This is a genomic window from Rossellomorea aquimaris, from assembly GCF_020171925.1.
In the GTDB taxonomy this organism is placed as follows: domain Bacteria; phylum Bacillota; class Bacilli; order Bacillales; family Bacillaceae_B; genus Rossellomorea; species Rossellomorea aquimaris_F.
The window spans coordinates 676,223-690,564 of record NZ_JAIVAR010000001.1 but is presented as its reverse complement, the minus strand read 5'-3'; the positions used below and the strand labels follow the sequence as shown (position 1 = coordinate 690,564).

The window sequence follows — 14,342 nt, the reverse complement described above, 5'->3', positions numbered from 1 at the left end:
AATTGTCCAAGTGATCAGCAGAATGAAAAGGTTGCTTTACGGTTTTAGAGAAGAATGAGGAGGATTGAAGAATGACGACCATCGGCTTGATTCGTCACGGCATAACGGAGTGGAATGTGTTAGGGAAGGCTCAAGGGTCAACGGATATTCCGTTGAATGAGACAGGAAGACAACAGGCGCTCGAAATGGGGGAGAGATTATTTCATGAAGAAAAATGGGATCTGATGATATCAAGTGATTTAATGAGGGCGAAAGAAACGGCAATGATTATTGGAAATAGAATCAATTTACCGATTCTTCACGTTGATGAGAGAATCAGAGAAATTTCATGTGGGGAAGTCGAGGGCACGACTGAAGAACAACACCTATCTCGATGGGGGCAAAATTGGCGGGAACTTGAGCTCGGCGGAGAACGCCCTCAGGAGGTATCGGAGCGGGGAGTGGACTTCTTGCATGATATTACCAAGACATACAGCGGAAAACGAATCCTCGTTGTCAGCCACGGTGCATGCATTGGTTTGACGCTACAACGGTTACTGCCTGAGAGGTTCCATGAAACTTATATCGATAACACATCCATTACCATTTTAAAGCATACAGAAGAAGAGTGGGGCTGTTTGTTATATAACTGTACTCAGCATTTGAAATCGATTGAGGTCTAATAGCAAAAATATAGAATACAAAGCGAAAGGGGATTTCATGCTCAAAACACTTTCAGGGAAGCTTTCAGCCATTATTCTACTCGTGTTTATTGTGGAGGCGATGGCTTTTGTCATCGCAGCCTTTTCAAACAACGGTTTCGGTGCATTGGTCAACTTTATGCAATATGCACCTTATACGTCCATTCCCGGCGTTATCTTCGGCTTGCTAGGAATGAAGAAGGAGGAAGGAATCGGCAGAATTATTTCCATCATGACCTTCATCATAAGCATCCTATTTATAATCTTATTATTTGTACTGATTTTCGGCTATACATTTGGTGGTTAAACGATAAAGGGGGAAGCAAGGGTGGAGTGTAAAAGAGTCAATAAACAGTTTCGGTTCGTTGGTATAAAGGGAAAAGGGGAATATGAAGATTTTAGTTCAGAGGTGCCCGAGCTGCCCGGCATTTTCTTTCGCGTGTTGATGAGGTACAAAATCATTCTGGAGTTGAAATCGCCCTCTTTGAACCTAAGAAGGGGGAGAACCATCTGAAAGGGGAATATTATGTTGGGATCGTTGCACGCGAGATTCCTTCAGAAGTGCCGGAGGGGATGGACTTCATCGAACTGAACCAAGACTATGCCACATTGAGGGGAAACATGAAGAACCTCGATTCTATCCATATACAGTTAGGAACGTGGATAGACGAACAGAGGTATGATCGAAAACTTGATGGCTACATTGTTGAAACCTATCATCCTCTAGAAAATGGAGAAGAAGAAGTGGAAATCTATATGCCGATTAATGTGTGAACGGTTTAGAGTCATTTCAGATATTTTAGATCGTATCGCTCGGTTAGACACCAGTGAACGATTACATACAACCTTTCGCTTAACGCGGGGAGCCTGTAAGCTCCGTGATCATTAAACAATTAGTTCTGCGGGCTTCAGATGACTTGAAGGACCATCTTTATCCCATTAGAAATGAACACAAAAAAAAGAGACCATCTACGACTCATTGGCATTGGACATGTGTAAAATCAGTAAAGTATAATAAAGTGGATTTTATACAAACGAGGTAATGACCAATGAAAAAATATATTAAGTATTCGTTGTTGACCATAGGAATCCTTTTGATTATCGGGCTTTCTGGCTTCTACATCTGGACACAGCAAACATATGAACCTTCCGGGAAGCTTCAAGAGCTAGTTGGTGAGGTGGAACAAGAAGACGGCTGGGTCGTGTACGAACCCGAAGATCGCACAAAGGGAGGGGTTGTGCTTTATCCAGGTGCGAAGGTTGAGCCTGAGGCATATAGCTATCTCGCCCAACAACTCTCTGACCAAGGGTATGTTGTCGGCATCCCCCATGTCGCGTTGAACCTTGCGTTCACCGGGATTGGTAAGTCAGAAGAGTTAATGGAGCGTTATCCATCCGTTGAAAAATGGTATGTCGGTGGCCATTCACTAGGTGGTGTGGCGGCAGCGTCATACGCCCATGAAAACCTCCATAAGGTCGACGGCTTATTCTTCCTGGGGTCTTATCCAGCAGGCGGAGATGATTTCTCGAAAGAAGACCTGCCCGTTCTGTCAATCTATGCAGAGAAAGATGGACTCACTTCCCTCGAGGATATTGAAAAGTCCAAGAGCCTATTGCCTGAAAATGCCGTCTTTTACGAAGTAACCGGTGGCAACCATGCTCAATTCGGCATGTACGGACCTCAAAAAGGCGACAACAAAGCAGAACTACCAGCGAAAGAACAGCAAGACCAAATCATCCAAGCCATGATTGACTGGATCCAATAAAAAGGTACGTCCCGCCGCGCGTTAATGCGTTAACGCGACGAGGGACGTACCTTTTTATCGTCTTTTTATAGTGGCGGCAGGTCGATTTTGCCCTCTTCGAAGAATTCTTTGATCATGTGTTTGGTGTATCCGAGTGCTTGGGAGAGTTGGATTTTCCCTGGCATTGGTGCTTCTTCAGCATCGACTACGACGTCCACGATGCATGGTTTACGCTGTTGTACGGCTTTTTGCAGGGAAGGGAGTAGGTCTTCACTGCGCTCTACCCGGTAACCGACTCCACCGCATGCTTCCGCGTATTTGGCAAAGTCCGGGTTTTGAAGATTGGTACCGTACTCGACATTCCCCATCACTTCCTGCTCGAACTTAATCATGGCAATCTTATGATTATTCAAGACCACGACGACAATCGGCAGCTCATACTTGACCGCCGTCACGAAATCGGCCATCGTCATGCCGAATCCACCGTCCCCGCAAATCGCGAATACTTGCTTTTCCGGATAGGCGATTTTTCCGGCGAGGGCACCCGGCAATCCGCAGCCGAGCGTGGCGAGCCAGCTGGAAATGACAAAGGACTGGTTGGTCATATGGAAATGTCGCGCCATCCACACCGTCACATTTCCAACATCAACCGACAGGACGGCGTCATTCTCCGCTACTTGCTGAAGCGCACGAATGACACGCTGAGGCTTGATTGGTTCTGATTCGTCCTCTTCCTGCTTCTCGAGCTTCTCCAACCAATTTTTCATTCTTTCTTGATTCTTTTCTAAGTATTCACGGTCTTCCTTCTTGACAACATGCTCTGTCAACCATGCTAGAGCAATCCCGGCATCACCTGCAAGACCTGCATCGACAGGGTAGCGCTTTCCGATCTGGACAGGGTCAATATCTATGTGGATCGTTTTCGCATCGTCAGGCAAAAAGCCAGTGAAGGGGAAGGAGGTCCCGATCATAATCAGGCAATCGGCTTCCTGCATCGCTTCATACGATGGCTTCGTCCCGATCAATCCGAGTCCTCCTAAACAGTAAGGATGCTTGTCGGGGACAACGCCTTTACCCGGGAGCGTCAACACGATCGGAGCTGCAATTTTCTCTGCGAATGACAACAGTGCATCCCGGTGGCCATGGACCCCGTTACCTGCTAGAATGATCGGTCTTTCGGCGTCTTCGATGATGATTTTTGCCTTATGCATGTCCTCTACAAGCGGGGACACGTCCTGCTTTACTGCAAAATTGGCCGTGACGAGTGCTTCCTTTCCGACTTCAAAACGCGGAATGTCATCCGGAATCGTCAAGACGGCCACCCCTTTTTTCGCATAAGCAGTCCGGATGGCCTGATTGACGACCGCTGGTAGCTGTTCGGCAGACATGATCCGCTGATTGTATACGGCGACATCATCAAACATCCGGTCAAGATTGACTTCTTGAAAATAATTTGTACCGAGCAGGTCGGACTCCACTTGCCCTGTGATCGCAAGGACCGGGGCTCCGTCGAGCTTGGCATCGTACAAACCATTTAATAAATGGATGGCGCCAGGACCTGCAATGGCTGTACACACCCCTAATTTCCCCGTTAATTTTGCATAAGCCGCAGCGGCCAAAGCCCCGGCTTCCTCATGTCTCACTTGAATGAATTTAATTTTATCTTTTGCCTTTCGCAACGGTTCGATGATGGAATTGATCGAATCACCCGGCATTCCGTAGATATGGTCGACACCCCATTCGATTAACTGTTCCACCAATTTCTCGCCGGCAGTTTGCTTGAACATACGATCACCTCTTGTTGTTATGAATACGCTTAGTGTGATACTTTTCAATGAAAATTACTCAATAATCCCGTTCAATCATGCACATACTGAAAAAAACGAATCAAGGTGATGACAATGAAGAAGATTGTGTTTATCCGCCACGGTGAAAGCGAGTTTAATCTGCAGCATCGGTTTACAGGTTGGACGGATGTGGATTTAACCGAAGACGGCTACAAAGAAGCACGAATTGCGGGGGCGATTTTAAAAAAGCACGGATATCAATTTGATGCAGCGCACACCTCGCTCTTGAAGCGTGCCATCAGGACATTATGGATCATGCTGCATGAAATGGATCTCGTGTGGATCCCCGTATACAAGTCGTGGCGATTGAATGAACGTCATTACGGCAACCTGCAGGGGCTTGATAAGGATGAAGTCCGGGAGAAATTCGGTGAGGAGCAGGTTCATGAATGGAGAAGGTCTGCAGATATCAAACCGCCGGACAGCTCGGAGGAAGCTCATCAAAGAACGGTTTCCGATCCAAAATACGCATGGATCGGTGAGGGGAACGTCCCACTTTCCGAAAGCCTGATTGACACCGAGAAGCGAGCGCTCGTTTATTGGAACGAAACGATTATACCAAGCATTCAACAAAATCAGCGCATCATCGTATCTGCACACGGAAACACGCTGCGGGCACTTGTGAAATACCTGGACCATATCCCTGACGATGGCATCGTCAGCCTGAATATCCCGAATAGCATCCCGCTTGTCTACGAATTGGATGATGACTTGAATCCCATCAGGCATTACTACTTAAATGAAGAGGGTGAGATGCCTGAGGGGGCGGTTCCAAAGCATATCGATCTGGACGATCCTGACCATCATTTTGATTGGATGGGCTGAAATGATGGGGATAACAGCGGGCTTCGGCACATAGGATGTAACGTTGACCTGATAAATGATGCAATTGGAGGGACGTGCATGCTAGAAAAATTCGTGGATCCTCTTCCGATCATGAACCACATTCAACCGACTGCACTCATAAATAATCAGCCGTACTATGAAGTCACCATGATCGAAATGATGCAAAAGCTTCATAGGGACCTGCCTCCAACTAAAATTTGGGGCTATAACGGACAATACCCAGGTCCGACATTCCGGGTATGGAAGAATCAGCCGATTCACGTCTTATGGAAGAATGAACTCCCTCAGACTCATTTCCTTCCTCTTGATAGGACCATACACGGTGCAGGACAAGGTCGTCCAGAAGTCCGGACCGTTGTGCACCTCCACGGTGGGGTGACCCCTCATGCAAGCGATGGCTATCCTGAAGCATGGTTCACGAAAGGCTTCCAACAAGTCGGACCATATTTCACGAAGGGGCTCTATACGTATCCGAATCATCAGGATGCTACAGCCCTTTGGTATCACGATCACGCAATGGGTATCACCCGCTTGAATATCTATGCGGGATTGGCCGGGATGTATATCATTCATGATGAAGAAGAACAGAGGCTGGATCTACCAACTTTCCCTTACGAAATCCCCTTGATCATTCAAGATCGCTCTTTCAATAGGGACGGCAGCCTCTTCTATCCTTCCCAACCCGACGTGCCCGTTCCAGGTGTTCATCCTTCTGCCGTCCCAGAATTTTTTGCAGACACGATTCTGGTGAACGGGAAAGTATGGCCTTATTTGGAAGTCGAGCAGGGGATATACCGCTTTAGACTATTGAATGGATCGAATGCACGCTTTTATCGAATTTCCCTTTCAAACGGCTTGCCATTCGTTCAAATCGGAACAGACCAAGGATTGTTACCTTCACCTGTTGAAGTCCCGAAACTCATTCTTGCCCCTGCGGAAAGAGCGGATGTATTGGTCGATTTCCGTTCATCCGACACTGATACGATGATCATGCTGAACGACGCCGAAACTTCTTTTCCTAATGGGAAAAAACCCGATCCCCACACAACAGGAACTGTGATGCAATTCCGGATAAAGTCACAGGATTCAACAGGCAGCCTCTCCAGGATCCCAAGTAGATTGACCAGTGTTCCCACACTTTTAGAAAAACAAACCAATAAAACAAGAAGACTCATCCTTAACAGAAGAATGGATTGGTACGGCCGACATATTCATTTATTGGATAACCATTTATGGAACGAACCCGTTTCAGAAAATCCCTCCCTTTGGAGCATGGAAACATGGAGCTTGATCAATGTAACCGATGCAACCCATCCGATTCATCTCCATCTCGTCCGGTTCCAGATCCTCGACCGGCAGACGTTCGATCAGAACCTTTATAAAAAAGAAGGGCACATCGTACCGGCCGGACCACGCCGACGTCCCGAACCAACCGAACAAGGATGGAAGGATACGGTCCGTGCAAATCCAGGTGAGATCACTCGGATCATCGTCCCGTTCGGCCCTTATACCGGCCTGTTCGTTTGGCATTGCCACATCCTTGAACACGAAGATCATGAAATGATGCGTCCGTATTATGTGTGGCCATCATAGCAGGTTGTTATTTTAATAGAATTAATGATTGAGTTTGAGCCTAATTTTTGGAATAATTGGTAGTAAACTAGTGTCAGGGGGGAGTCTTGTGGAGAAAGTAATAGTGAAAACGGGGACCTACACGTTTATTTTGTCCTTTTTTTTATTCGTCATATTTATGAATAGAGAAGAACCATTCGAGGTGGGTGATGGAGGGATGTCGTCGTTCGTCACCCCTTATCCGGATTTCTTTTTTCAGATTTTCAAGTTTTCCGCTATCACGACGGTCATTGCCATCATTATCGCATCTCTCTATTTTGTAGCAAAAAGACAAGAAGCGGAGAGCAAGGACAAAGCACGGTGAGAAAGATCGCCCTGTCGATGTTCGTGTTCTGTGCCTTTCTGATCACGGCTTGTTCGGATGAGCAGCATCTTACCTTTCATACATTAGATGAAGATGAAACTGAACTTGGGGATATACGCACACCCGAACAGCTGGATGAGGAATTTCAAATGGAGAAAATCACGTATGAAAATGATGGCTTTACTCATCCGGTCACAACGATTGAGTACGTGAAAGGGGAGCAGGAAATCTCGTTTATGATTGCTTCCTCTTTGTATGACGAACGACCGGCAGAGAAAGTGCAGAATGAAGCCGTGGATGACATGCACTGGATCACGTTGGAGGATGGGTATGCACTGAAATGGAGAAGGTCGGATAAAGATAGCTATAAATATCTACTAACAGAAAATGAGAAAGAGAGGGATCGACTCATCGAAATGGCAGAGAGCTATTCGATGTCGTACGATTCCAATTGAATACTGAGGGGGAGTACATACATTGTTTTTAGCTATTGCATTTGCGCTGCTGTTTCTTAATGTGGCGTTTCTCATCGTGAAGATGGTGGCACCATATTCTGAATTAATGAATTCATTCAAAACCGTGAACGGCTACTGGATTGCACAGGCGGCCTGTTTTGTTTTCGTACTGCTTTTCGTATACCTCCACTTCTCAGGAGAAGAGCAAGCGAAATGGCATATTAGCCCTGAATATGTAACAGAAGGGGATTTGTATCTTGGAGATGAAAGTGGAAGCATTGAATATAATTCATTCATAGTGGAAGGTAAAAACTACGAAACGAATGTCATTTTACCTCCTAAGGCAATCGATGCAGACAAGGTGCGTCTTCTGTTCACCCACGAAGGGACGTCCAAGCTTGAACCAAAGGCGATCTCCCGTCCTACCACGAAAGAGCAGCCGGTCACGTTATGGTTCCCTGAAAGTGGGAAATGGAGAATCGACTTTGAAGTCGATGGATCTGTGGTATCTTCGGTTGTGATACCGGTTAAGGAGAAGAAAGAGTAGGAAAGTCGTTGAGTATTGAGTGGAGATTTACATTTTTTGTTAAAATACGCATAAAATGAAAAATTCGCGCGTAAATGAGAAAAATGACGCATAAATAAAAATTCTCGCGCGCAAAATGAATATTTCGCGCACAAACCAAAAAAACCGCGCATAAACTCCGGGCTGATCGAGTTTCACTCCTTTCCGAGCGTCAAAATGGCTTGACGAAATGCGTACTAACAAACGGAGGTCAGAATCAATGAAAAAAACCTTGATTTTCACCTCAATAAGAGGTGTAGCTTTCTTCTTCGTATGGCAAGTAGGCAATTAGTATGCATCACCAGTCGAAATGGACCGTGGGACCTCGATTGCCATCATCGGGTTTTTAGGGACAATCTTGTCACTAGCCATCACCATCATCATGAGTATCATATTTTTATTAAAAAAAGAAAATAGTAGGGGTTTCCAAATGAATACAGCTATTTATTTTGTCAGGCACGGGGATTCTCCGAAATATGGAGATGAACGTTCAAGAGGATTGACATCAAGGGGCAAAATGGACACGGCACAGGTCACCTCTTGCTTAATAAACGAGGGCATCGATGCTATCTTTTCAAGTCCTTATGAACGTGCCATCCAAACCGTCCAGCCACTGGCCGACTCCCTTGGGAAAAAAGTGATTGTTAGGGAAGACTTAAAAGAGAGGATCTTTACACAAGCAGGGAACCGGTTGTCCGATCAGGAATTACTTCCTCTTTTAGAGCAATCTTTTTCAAATCCTTCCTTTCAACTGGAAGGCGCAGAGTCTAACTTCGATTGTCAAAACAGGGCTGTGGGAGTCATCAACGAAATGTTAGAGCACTTTAAAGGCCAGAAAATAGTGGTAGGAACTCACGGTGCCATCATGACGCTCGTTATGTCGTACTTTGATGAAAAATATGACCTGGATTTTTTACTAGGGGCATCGAAACCCGATATTTATAGAATGGTATTCAGTGAGGAAGGTTTTATCGGCGTGGAGAGGCTATGGAATGAGAAGGACAAACTTCCTCAAAGTTAAGCTACCATTCGAATCAACCAGTTCACCACTTCTCGGAGGGCTAATAATGAACATAGTAAAACCAAAAATCATTCTAATGACCACAGCATTCTTCATTTCAGCCTGTCAGTCCACCACAGACGAACAGATTGACATAAAGTTGAAGACAGAAGAAGAACAGCAGGAAATCACCAACAGCTACAATTATGAGGACTACAAGAACTTATTTGATGAAGCGGTAGCGAAAGCGGACAATCTTGCAAAAGATGAATCATTACATAAATGGGTTGTCAGAATGTTGCCCAGGAGTCATTATCGTATGAAACAGAGTTAACTGATGACCAAGTAATGGAGCTCGCGAAGCGGAATCGTGATCTAGATGAGGCGTGGAAGACGCATGCCAATGAAGGATACGGGATAACGGTAACACCCGAGGAAGTGGATGACTATATAAAGGAAGGACCGGACACAAGCGACTTACCCCAGCACCAGGCATATGCCGATGCCTTAGGGTTATCGCTGGAAGAATTGAATCACGATTTCGACAGGGACCTTTATGAGAAGAATGTCATCTGGCTAAAGCTGCAGCCCGTACTGGAAAAGAAATATGATACTGCAAACAACAACGAATTGGTTAAGAGGTATGAAGAGGAAGTAGGAGAGAGACTGAGATAAACGAAAAAGTCTGTAAATTATTTAAAGGAAGGTGTCCCCATGACCGAACCCCATTACCACCGCGCATTCGGTGTATACGGAATCCTTCATGAACAGAATCAATTGCTGGTCATCAACAAAACAAGAGGCCCGTACATCAACCGGTACGACCTTCCGGGTGGGAGTCTTGAGGAGGGGGAGTCCCTGACTGACGCAATGAAACGGGAATTCCTTGAAGAGACGGGCCTCCAAATTGAAATAGATGATGGGATCGGTACCATCGATTTCAAACTTCCATGGCTCTGGAAAGAGTATACTAACCTTCATCACATCGCCGTCTATTATTCTGTCAGGAGGATCCGCGGGGAGTTGAAAATCCCAGAACAATTTGAAGGACAGGACTCATTGGGAGCAACTTGGATTTCGGAACAGGATGCAAGCATTGAAAATGCATCGCCACTCGTCCTTAAAGCATTTCAGTGGCTAAGAACGAACAACCTGGGCTTGGACTCAGAGGTCTACGACTCATGGAAAATAGTAAAATAGGCATTTTTATAACCAATTCAGAAAAGGAAGTGCCTCCCAATGATATATAGAAGAAAAATGTATAAACTTCATCAAAGCATCGTCGCTGAATTTAACGAGCACTTCAACCAAACGCTTCTGCCAACTCAGCTAAAATACGGGGCAAGGCTAGTCGGCAGATGGATGACGGAAGAAAAGGATGGAGAAATCGAAATTTTTGCCATTTGGGAATACGATAGTCGTGAGGAATACGAACGTATTGAAGCTAGGGTGAGAAATGATGCACCGCATGTGGAGCGAGTACAGGGCTGGTTCAAAAAGATGGGGGGAAGAGAGAATCTGAAAAAGGTTTTTCACCAGATTGATCAAGATTTCTTGACTTCCACTGTTTCATAGGACGTACCTTCAACAACCTCTCTCTACCCAGTCAAAAGCCGATCATATTACGGATGGGTTTGACCTTTGAACTGACTTTTTTTTACATAACTAATACTATCTAATAGACGGGAGAACAACATGAACTCTTTATTTGATGAAAAAACCAAGGACTATGCGAAGGGAAGACCGACTTATCCGATAGAAGTATTACAAATCCTAAAAGACATCGGTATCACGGGCGAATCGGTCATCGCGGATATTGGTGCGGGGACCGGCTTGCTTACAAAAATGCTAGCACAACTGGATTGCCATGTTCATGCGGTGGATCCGAATGCGCAAATGCTTTATGAGTGCAAGGGATATTGTTCAGGTAAACCGAATATTGCGTATGTCCATGCAGCAGCAGAAGACACTACCTTGAAGGAACACACTGTAGACGTCATTACTATCGCACAGGCGTTTCATTGGTTTGATCAAACCCGATGTAAAATAGAATTCAATCGCATCCTTAAGAAGAATGGCTATGTTGTCATCTTATTCAATGAAATCCGGTTGGACAACCCATTATCGCAGGAATACAACCAACTCTTACGAGAATATGCAGTCAAGGAGACGGCTGGGATATCCGACACGGACCATGACCTGGAGAAGCGACAATTCTTCGGTGGGGATTTCAAGAAGCGCTATGTAGACAATCTGCAAACCTTGGACAGAGATAGCTTTGTTGCCGGTGCATTGTCGTTATCCTATACACCTTCTAGAAATCATGATCGGTACGCGGCATTCCTTGAAAAATTGCACAAGCTTTTTGGCAAATATGAGCGGGACGGAAAAATAGAGTTTCTTTATCAAACCGAAGTATGTATCGGCCAGTTCGTGAACTGACTCATTCGTCTGAAACTTTCTAAAATCGAGATTCGTCTAATCAGCAAGTATGTAGAACAGAGAAAGGGGGCATGAAATCAGGATGAATAAATTTGGATTTCTTTCGTTGTCCATGGTGTTGATCAGTGTCGCTGTATTTTTCATCGTTAGGGGACCCGATGCCAGTCTTTCATTCATGATTATCGCATTGGGCAGTCTTTCGGCACTGGGAGTGCTGTTTGCTGTTTTATCAAGAAAGTGGTTAACCGGTGCTGCCGGGGTGTTATTAAATGGAACGGTACTCGTATTTGCTTATTTTTTACTGTTGGCAAAGGGGATCGGGGGCTAATTCTTCAGAGACAGGCCAGCCAATTTGCCTGGCCTGCACCCTCGACTATGTAAATCATCATATCTTTAACTGAATAACACACCTAATCCAATTCCTAGAAAAATCAACAGAATTGATAACAGGATCACCCTTCTACCCATGCTTGTACCTCCTTCGATGCTGAAGCAATCCCCATTTTATCATAAATGGGCTAGGTAGATGGATTGAAGGTTTGAATTAGGTCTTATGAGTATTCATCATTTGATAAACAAAAGGAGGTAGTTTCCATGAAGGTAGCGGAAGCCTTGATCATTCGTTCAGATTATCAAAAAAGAGTGGAACATATAAAAAATCGTTTGGTTCAAAATGTAAGAGTGCAAGAAGGGGACCAGCCGAATGAAGAACCTGCAGTATTGATGAGAGAGTTGACGGAGCTTCTGAATCATCTTAAAGATCTGATTCAAAACATCAATAAGACGAATTTAGTGACTGCATTCGATGAAGGGCAGACGCTGGCAGATGCCTTGACAAAGAGGGATTTAATCGGCAAGGAACGAAAGATATACAGCGACCTGCTCGAAGAAGCAACGATGCGTCATGATCGCTATTCCAGGACCGAGATCAAGAATGTAACAACCATCAATGTGAAGGAAACGCAGAAATATGTCGATAAGTTGTCCATGACGTACAGAAGGCTTGATATGAAAATCCAGGAATTGAACTGGAAAACAGATCTTGTAGAATCATAGCTTCATAAAGTTGGTAGCGAAGATGAAAGGCGAATACCGAACCTCGCAGCGGGTGAAGGCTGCAATGATGGTAGGGGTTTCGGGGTAGATCCCTGGAGGTTCAACTCCTCCCACTGACAACTAATACCCAGTACTGTCACAGCATTACAACTTACATGCACCACTTACAACCGGGTATTGATTTCATTTTCGTGAGGGTGGATAGGGGATTAAAGCCTTCTGCCGAAGGGGGCAAAACTGAATGGAAGACTACATAACAACCAACCAAGAGATGATTCTCATCATCTACTGTGCGATCATCCTTTGGATCAATCTCGGCTATTTGCGGGAATACAAGAAAATCAAGCGTGGACTGAATGAGATTAGTGTTGAGGAACTGGAAATCAACCCTTCCTCTTTTTCCATGGACGTCATTGTATTGCTCTTCAATTTCTTCAGGCGGTGGCTGATTTATCTGTTGGCTTCCATGATGACAGAAAACGTCCTTGTCATCATCGTATCCGTCGTTTTATTCATCTTCAGCCTTTATGATTGCTTGTTCAATTACTCAATTGAAAAATTAAAGAAGTCGCATCTGCTCATGTATCTAGCTGCAGCCGATACAGTCTATATAACACTATTTGTCGTTTACCTCTTAAAGCATTTATGACTCCCAGAAGAAGAGAGGAAAAGAGTGTGGATGTTGAAATAATACGGGACTACAACCGGGAAGACCTTATTGAAATGCAAGAAGTGTATCAGTCCGTGGGCTGGAAGAAGCATACCGAAGACATCATAAACCAGGTCTTTTCAGCAAGCAACATCAAAGTCTTGGTCAAACTGGACGGAAGGATTGTCGGTTTCGGACGTGCGATTTCCGACGGTGTTTTCAACGCGGCCATCTATGATCTTGTCGTCCATCATGATTATCAGAAAAAGGGGATTGCAAAAAGGATACTGGATGAAATGCTGATCGAGCTTTCTAGTGTCTCTTGTGTGCATTTGATATCTACTACAGGGAATGAAGAATTTTACAGGAAGCATGGTTTTCGTAAGGTGAAGACAGGGATGGCGAGGTATTTGCGCTGGGAGCTGGCGAATGAATATTTGGAATAGATCCTTTATGTTTGGCCCTGTTTTAACTTGATTGGTTCTCAAAGTTAAAGCTTTACGATCTATCATGATAAAAAAGGGGATGAATCGATGAAGAAAATGAGTATCATACTGGGAATCATCACTTTACTCTTCATATTGGCAAATATAACAAAAATCGCGTCTCACGCCAGGCTTTATTCATTTAAACATAGTAAAATCACCACGACCGAAACCAAAATACTATCAGCTAATCAGCTTTTTGATATCATCCATCAACAGATGAAGCTACGTGAAAAGCTAGAATCTAAAAGAACATATAAACTAATCAATGATGAAATCATCAAAGGGGATGACGAACTAAGAAATGCTTATGCTTCCATCTTAGATACCACGGTCACCAAAGTGAAGGTATCATTACCGGTTACAACATACGAAGATCACAACATGACCATTGAGTTCGTTTCAGGAAACGGCGAATTGTTAGAAATATTCGAGAACGGTGAGTGGAAGGATTTTAATGGATCATGGGATGATTTATTTGAAAGAAATGCTCAATAAACATGAGTAAGGTCAATAGCAGTAGTAAAAGTAAGATAATGAAAGCGCTCAGAAATTTTGAGCGCTTTTCTTTATTCAAGGTGGTGTGTATGGGTCTTGCTATTGCGAAAATACACATCAAACTTCTCCGCCAAAAGT

The 14,342-nt window shown here is 44.5% G+C and carries 21 protein-coding genes; 20 read left to right on the top strand and 1 reads right to left on the bottom strand.

Features of this window, described 5'->3' with window-relative positions:
• Positions 1–71: 71 nt before the first annotated feature.
• The 4 genes from LCM10_RS03490 to LCM10_RS03475 all read left to right on the top strand — a co-directional run bounded on the left by LCM10_RS03490 (position 72) and on the right by LCM10_RS03475 (position 2,446).
• Positions 72–662, top strand: coding sequence for a histidine phosphatase family protein (locus LCM10_RS03490; protein ID WP_224874752.1), 591 nt, complete (start codon positions 72–74; stop codon positions 660–662).
• 37 nt (positions 663–699) lie between these two features.
• Complete coding sequence (locus LCM10_RS03485) at positions 700–987, top strand: hypothetical protein (RefSeq protein WP_224874750.1); 288 nt, start codon at positions 700–702, stop codon at positions 985–987.
• Between the two features lie 266 nt (positions 988–1,253).
• Positions 1,254–1,454: a hypothetical protein gene (locus LCM10_RS03480; protein WP_224874742.1), complete on the top strand. Its 201-nt coding sequence runs from the start codon at positions 1,254–1,256 to the stop codon at positions 1,452–1,454.
• Between the two features lie 275 nt (positions 1,455–1,729).
• Positions 1,730–2,446, top strand: a complete 717-nt coding sequence (locus tag LCM10_RS03475; RefSeq protein ID WP_224874740.1) for an alpha/beta hydrolase — start codon at positions 1,730–1,732, stop codon at positions 2,444–2,446.
• Positions 2,447–2,511: 65 nt separating this feature from the next.
• On the opposite strand, the gene LCM10_RS03470 is transcribed toward LCM10_RS03475, so the two are convergent.
• The gene (locus LCM10_RS03470; RefSeq protein WP_224874738.1) at positions 2,512–4,212 is read right to left on the bottom strand and encodes a pyruvate oxidase; all 1,701 of its coding nucleotides are present in this window, start codon (positions 4,210–4,212) and stop codon (positions 2,512–2,514) included.
• 114 nt (positions 4,213–4,326) lie between these two features.
• Here LCM10_RS03470 and gpmA point away from each other — a divergent pair, with 114 nt between their 5' ends.
• From gpmA to LCM10_RS03390, 16 genes are all read left to right on the top strand, one after another.
• Positions 4,327–5,097 (top strand): 2,3-diphosphoglycerate-dependent phosphoglycerate mutase, encoded by a 771-nt coding sequence (gpmA, locus tag LCM10_RS03465; protein ID WP_224874737.1) that lies wholly within the window; start codon positions 4,327–4,329, stop codon positions 5,095–5,097.
• 78 nt (positions 5,098–5,175) lie between these two features.
• A complete protein-coding gene (locus tag LCM10_RS03460; protein WP_224874736.1) occupies positions 5,176–6,711 on the top strand; it encodes a multicopper oxidase family protein in 1,536 nt (511 codons plus the stop codon).
• Positions 6,712–6,799: 88 nt separating this feature from the next.
• A complete protein-coding gene (locus LCM10_RS03455) occupies positions 6,800–7,054 on the top strand; it encodes a hypothetical protein (protein WP_224874734.1) in 255 nt (84 codons plus the stop codon).
• Entirely contained in the window at positions 7,051–7,509 is a 459-nt protein-coding gene (locus LCM10_RS03450; RefSeq protein WP_224874732.1) for a hypothetical protein, read from the top strand. Before LCM10_RS03455 ends, LCM10_RS03450 begins: the two co-directional genes overlap by 4 nt.
• A 22-nt stretch (positions 7,510–7,531) precedes the next feature.
• Complete coding sequence (locus LCM10_RS03445; RefSeq protein WP_224874730.1) at positions 7,532–8,056, top strand: hypothetical protein; 525 nt, start codon at positions 7,532–7,534, stop codon at positions 8,054–8,056.
• A 448-nt stretch (positions 8,057–8,504) separates the two neighbouring features.
• The gene (locus LCM10_RS03440; protein ID WP_224874728.1) at positions 8,505–9,095 is read left to right on the top strand and encodes a histidine phosphatase family protein; all 591 of its coding nucleotides are present in this window, start codon (positions 8,505–8,507) and stop codon (positions 9,093–9,095) included.
• Between the two features lie 46 nt (positions 9,096–9,141).
• Complete coding sequence (locus tag LCM10_RS03435) at positions 9,142–9,408, top strand: hypothetical protein (RefSeq protein WP_224874726.1); 267 nt, start codon at positions 9,142–9,144, stop codon at positions 9,406–9,408.
• Entirely contained in the window at positions 9,357–9,749 is a 393-nt protein-coding gene (locus LCM10_RS03430; RefSeq protein WP_224874724.1) for a hypothetical protein, read from the top strand. Before LCM10_RS03435 ends, LCM10_RS03430 begins: the two co-directional genes overlap by 52 nt.
• A 39-nt stretch (positions 9,750–9,788) precedes the next feature.
• A complete protein-coding gene (locus tag LCM10_RS03425) occupies positions 9,789–10,274 on the top strand; it encodes an NUDIX hydrolase (RefSeq protein ID WP_224874721.1) in 486 nt (161 codons plus the stop codon).
• A 39-nt stretch (positions 10,275–10,313) separates the two neighbouring features.
• Positions 10,314–10,649 (top strand): NIPSNAP family protein, encoded by a 336-nt coding sequence (locus tag LCM10_RS03420; protein ID WP_224874719.1) that lies wholly within the window; start codon positions 10,314–10,316, stop codon positions 10,647–10,649.
• A gap of 120 nt (positions 10,650–10,769) precedes the next feature.
• A complete protein-coding gene (locus LCM10_RS03415; RefSeq protein WP_224874717.1) occupies positions 10,770–11,516 on the top strand; it encodes a class I SAM-dependent methyltransferase in 747 nt (248 codons plus the stop codon).
• Positions 11,517–11,598: 82 nt separating this feature from the next.
• Positions 11,599–11,844: a hypothetical protein gene (locus LCM10_RS03410; RefSeq protein ID WP_224874716.1), complete on the top strand. Its 246-nt coding sequence runs from the start codon at positions 11,599–11,601 to the stop codon at positions 11,842–11,844.
• Between the two features lie 266 nt (positions 11,845–12,110).
• Entirely contained in the window at positions 12,111–12,572 is a 462-nt protein-coding gene (locus LCM10_RS03405; protein ID WP_224874714.1) for a DIP1984 family protein, read from the top strand.
• A gap of 241 nt (positions 12,573–12,813) precedes the next feature.
• On the top strand, positions 12,814–13,221 hold the full coding sequence (locus tag LCM10_RS03400) for a hypothetical protein (RefSeq protein WP_224874712.1): 408 nt from the start codon (positions 12,814–12,816) through the stop codon (positions 13,219–13,221).
• A gap of 26 nt (positions 13,222–13,247) precedes the next feature.
• Positions 13,248–13,667 (top strand): GNAT family N-acetyltransferase, encoded by a 420-nt coding sequence (locus tag LCM10_RS03395; protein ID WP_224874711.1) that lies wholly within the window; start codon positions 13,248–13,250, stop codon positions 13,665–13,667.
• Positions 13,668–13,754: 87 nt separating this feature from the next.
• Positions 13,755–14,204 carry a hypothetical protein gene (locus tag LCM10_RS03390; RefSeq protein ID WP_224874709.1) on the top strand — a complete coding sequence of 150 codons (450 nt, stop codon included), beginning with the start codon at positions 13,755–13,757 and terminating at the stop codon, positions 14,202–14,204.
• The last annotated feature ends 138 nt before the right edge of the window (positions 14,205–14,342 follow it).

Bases quoted from the DNA above. Each gene is read 5' to 3' on its own strand.
- LCM10_RS03490 (WP_224874752.1), top strand. From the start codon at position 72: ATGACGACCATCGGCTTGATTCGTCACGGCATAACGGAGTGGAATGTG.
- LCM10_RS03485 (WP_224874750.1), top strand. From the start codon at position 700: ATGCTCAAAACACTTTCAGGGAAGCTTTCAGCCATTATTCTACTCGTG.
- LCM10_RS03480 (WP_224874742.1), top strand. From the start codon at position 1,254: ATGGACTTCATCGAACTGAACCAAGACTATGCCACATTGAGGGGAAAC.
- LCM10_RS03475 (WP_224874740.1), top strand. From the start codon at position 1,730: ATGAAAAAATATATTAAGTATTCGTTGTTGACCATAGGAATCCTTTTG.
- LCM10_RS03470 (WP_224874738.1), bottom strand. From the start codon at position 4,212: ATGTTCAAGCAAACTGCCGGCGAGAAATTGGTGGAACAGTTAATCGAA.
- gpmA (WP_224874737.1), top strand. From the start codon at position 4,327: ATGAAGAAGATTGTGTTTATCCGCCACGGTGAAAGCGAGTTTAATCTG.
- LCM10_RS03460 (WP_224874736.1), top strand. From the start codon at position 5,176: ATGCTAGAAAAATTCGTGGATCCTCTTCCGATCATGAACCACATTCAA.
- LCM10_RS03440 (WP_224874728.1), top strand. From the start codon at position 8,505: ATGAATACAGCTATTTATTTTGTCAGGCACGGGGATTCTCCGAAATAT.
- LCM10_RS03435 (WP_224874726.1), top strand. From the start codon at position 9,142: ATGAACATAGTAAAACCAAAAATCATTCTAATGACCACAGCATTCTTC.
- LCM10_RS03430 (WP_224874724.1), top strand. From the start codon at position 9,357: ATGGGTTGTCAGAATGTTGCCCAGGAGTCATTATCGTATGAAACAGAG.
- LCM10_RS03425 (WP_224874721.1), top strand. From the start codon at position 9,789: ATGACCGAACCCCATTACCACCGCGCATTCGGTGTATACGGAATCCTT.
- LCM10_RS03420 (WP_224874719.1), top strand. From the start codon at position 10,314: ATGATATATAGAAGAAAAATGTATAAACTTCATCAAAGCATCGTCGCT.
- LCM10_RS03415 (WP_224874717.1), top strand. From the start codon at position 10,770: ATGAACTCTTTATTTGATGAAAAAACCAAGGACTATGCGAAGGGAAGA.
- LCM10_RS03410 (WP_224874716.1), top strand. From the start codon at position 11,599: ATGAATAAATTTGGATTTCTTTCGTTGTCCATGGTGTTGATCAGTGTC.
- LCM10_RS03405 (WP_224874714.1), top strand. From the start codon at position 12,111: ATGAAGGTAGCGGAAGCCTTGATCATTCGTTCAGATTATCAAAAAAGA.
- LCM10_RS03400 (WP_224874712.1), top strand. From the start codon at position 12,814: ATGGAAGACTACATAACAACCAACCAAGAGATGATTCTCATCATCTAC.
- LCM10_RS03390 (WP_224874709.1), top strand. From the start codon at position 13,755: ATGAAGAAAATGAGTATCATACTGGGAATCATCACTTTACTCTTCATA.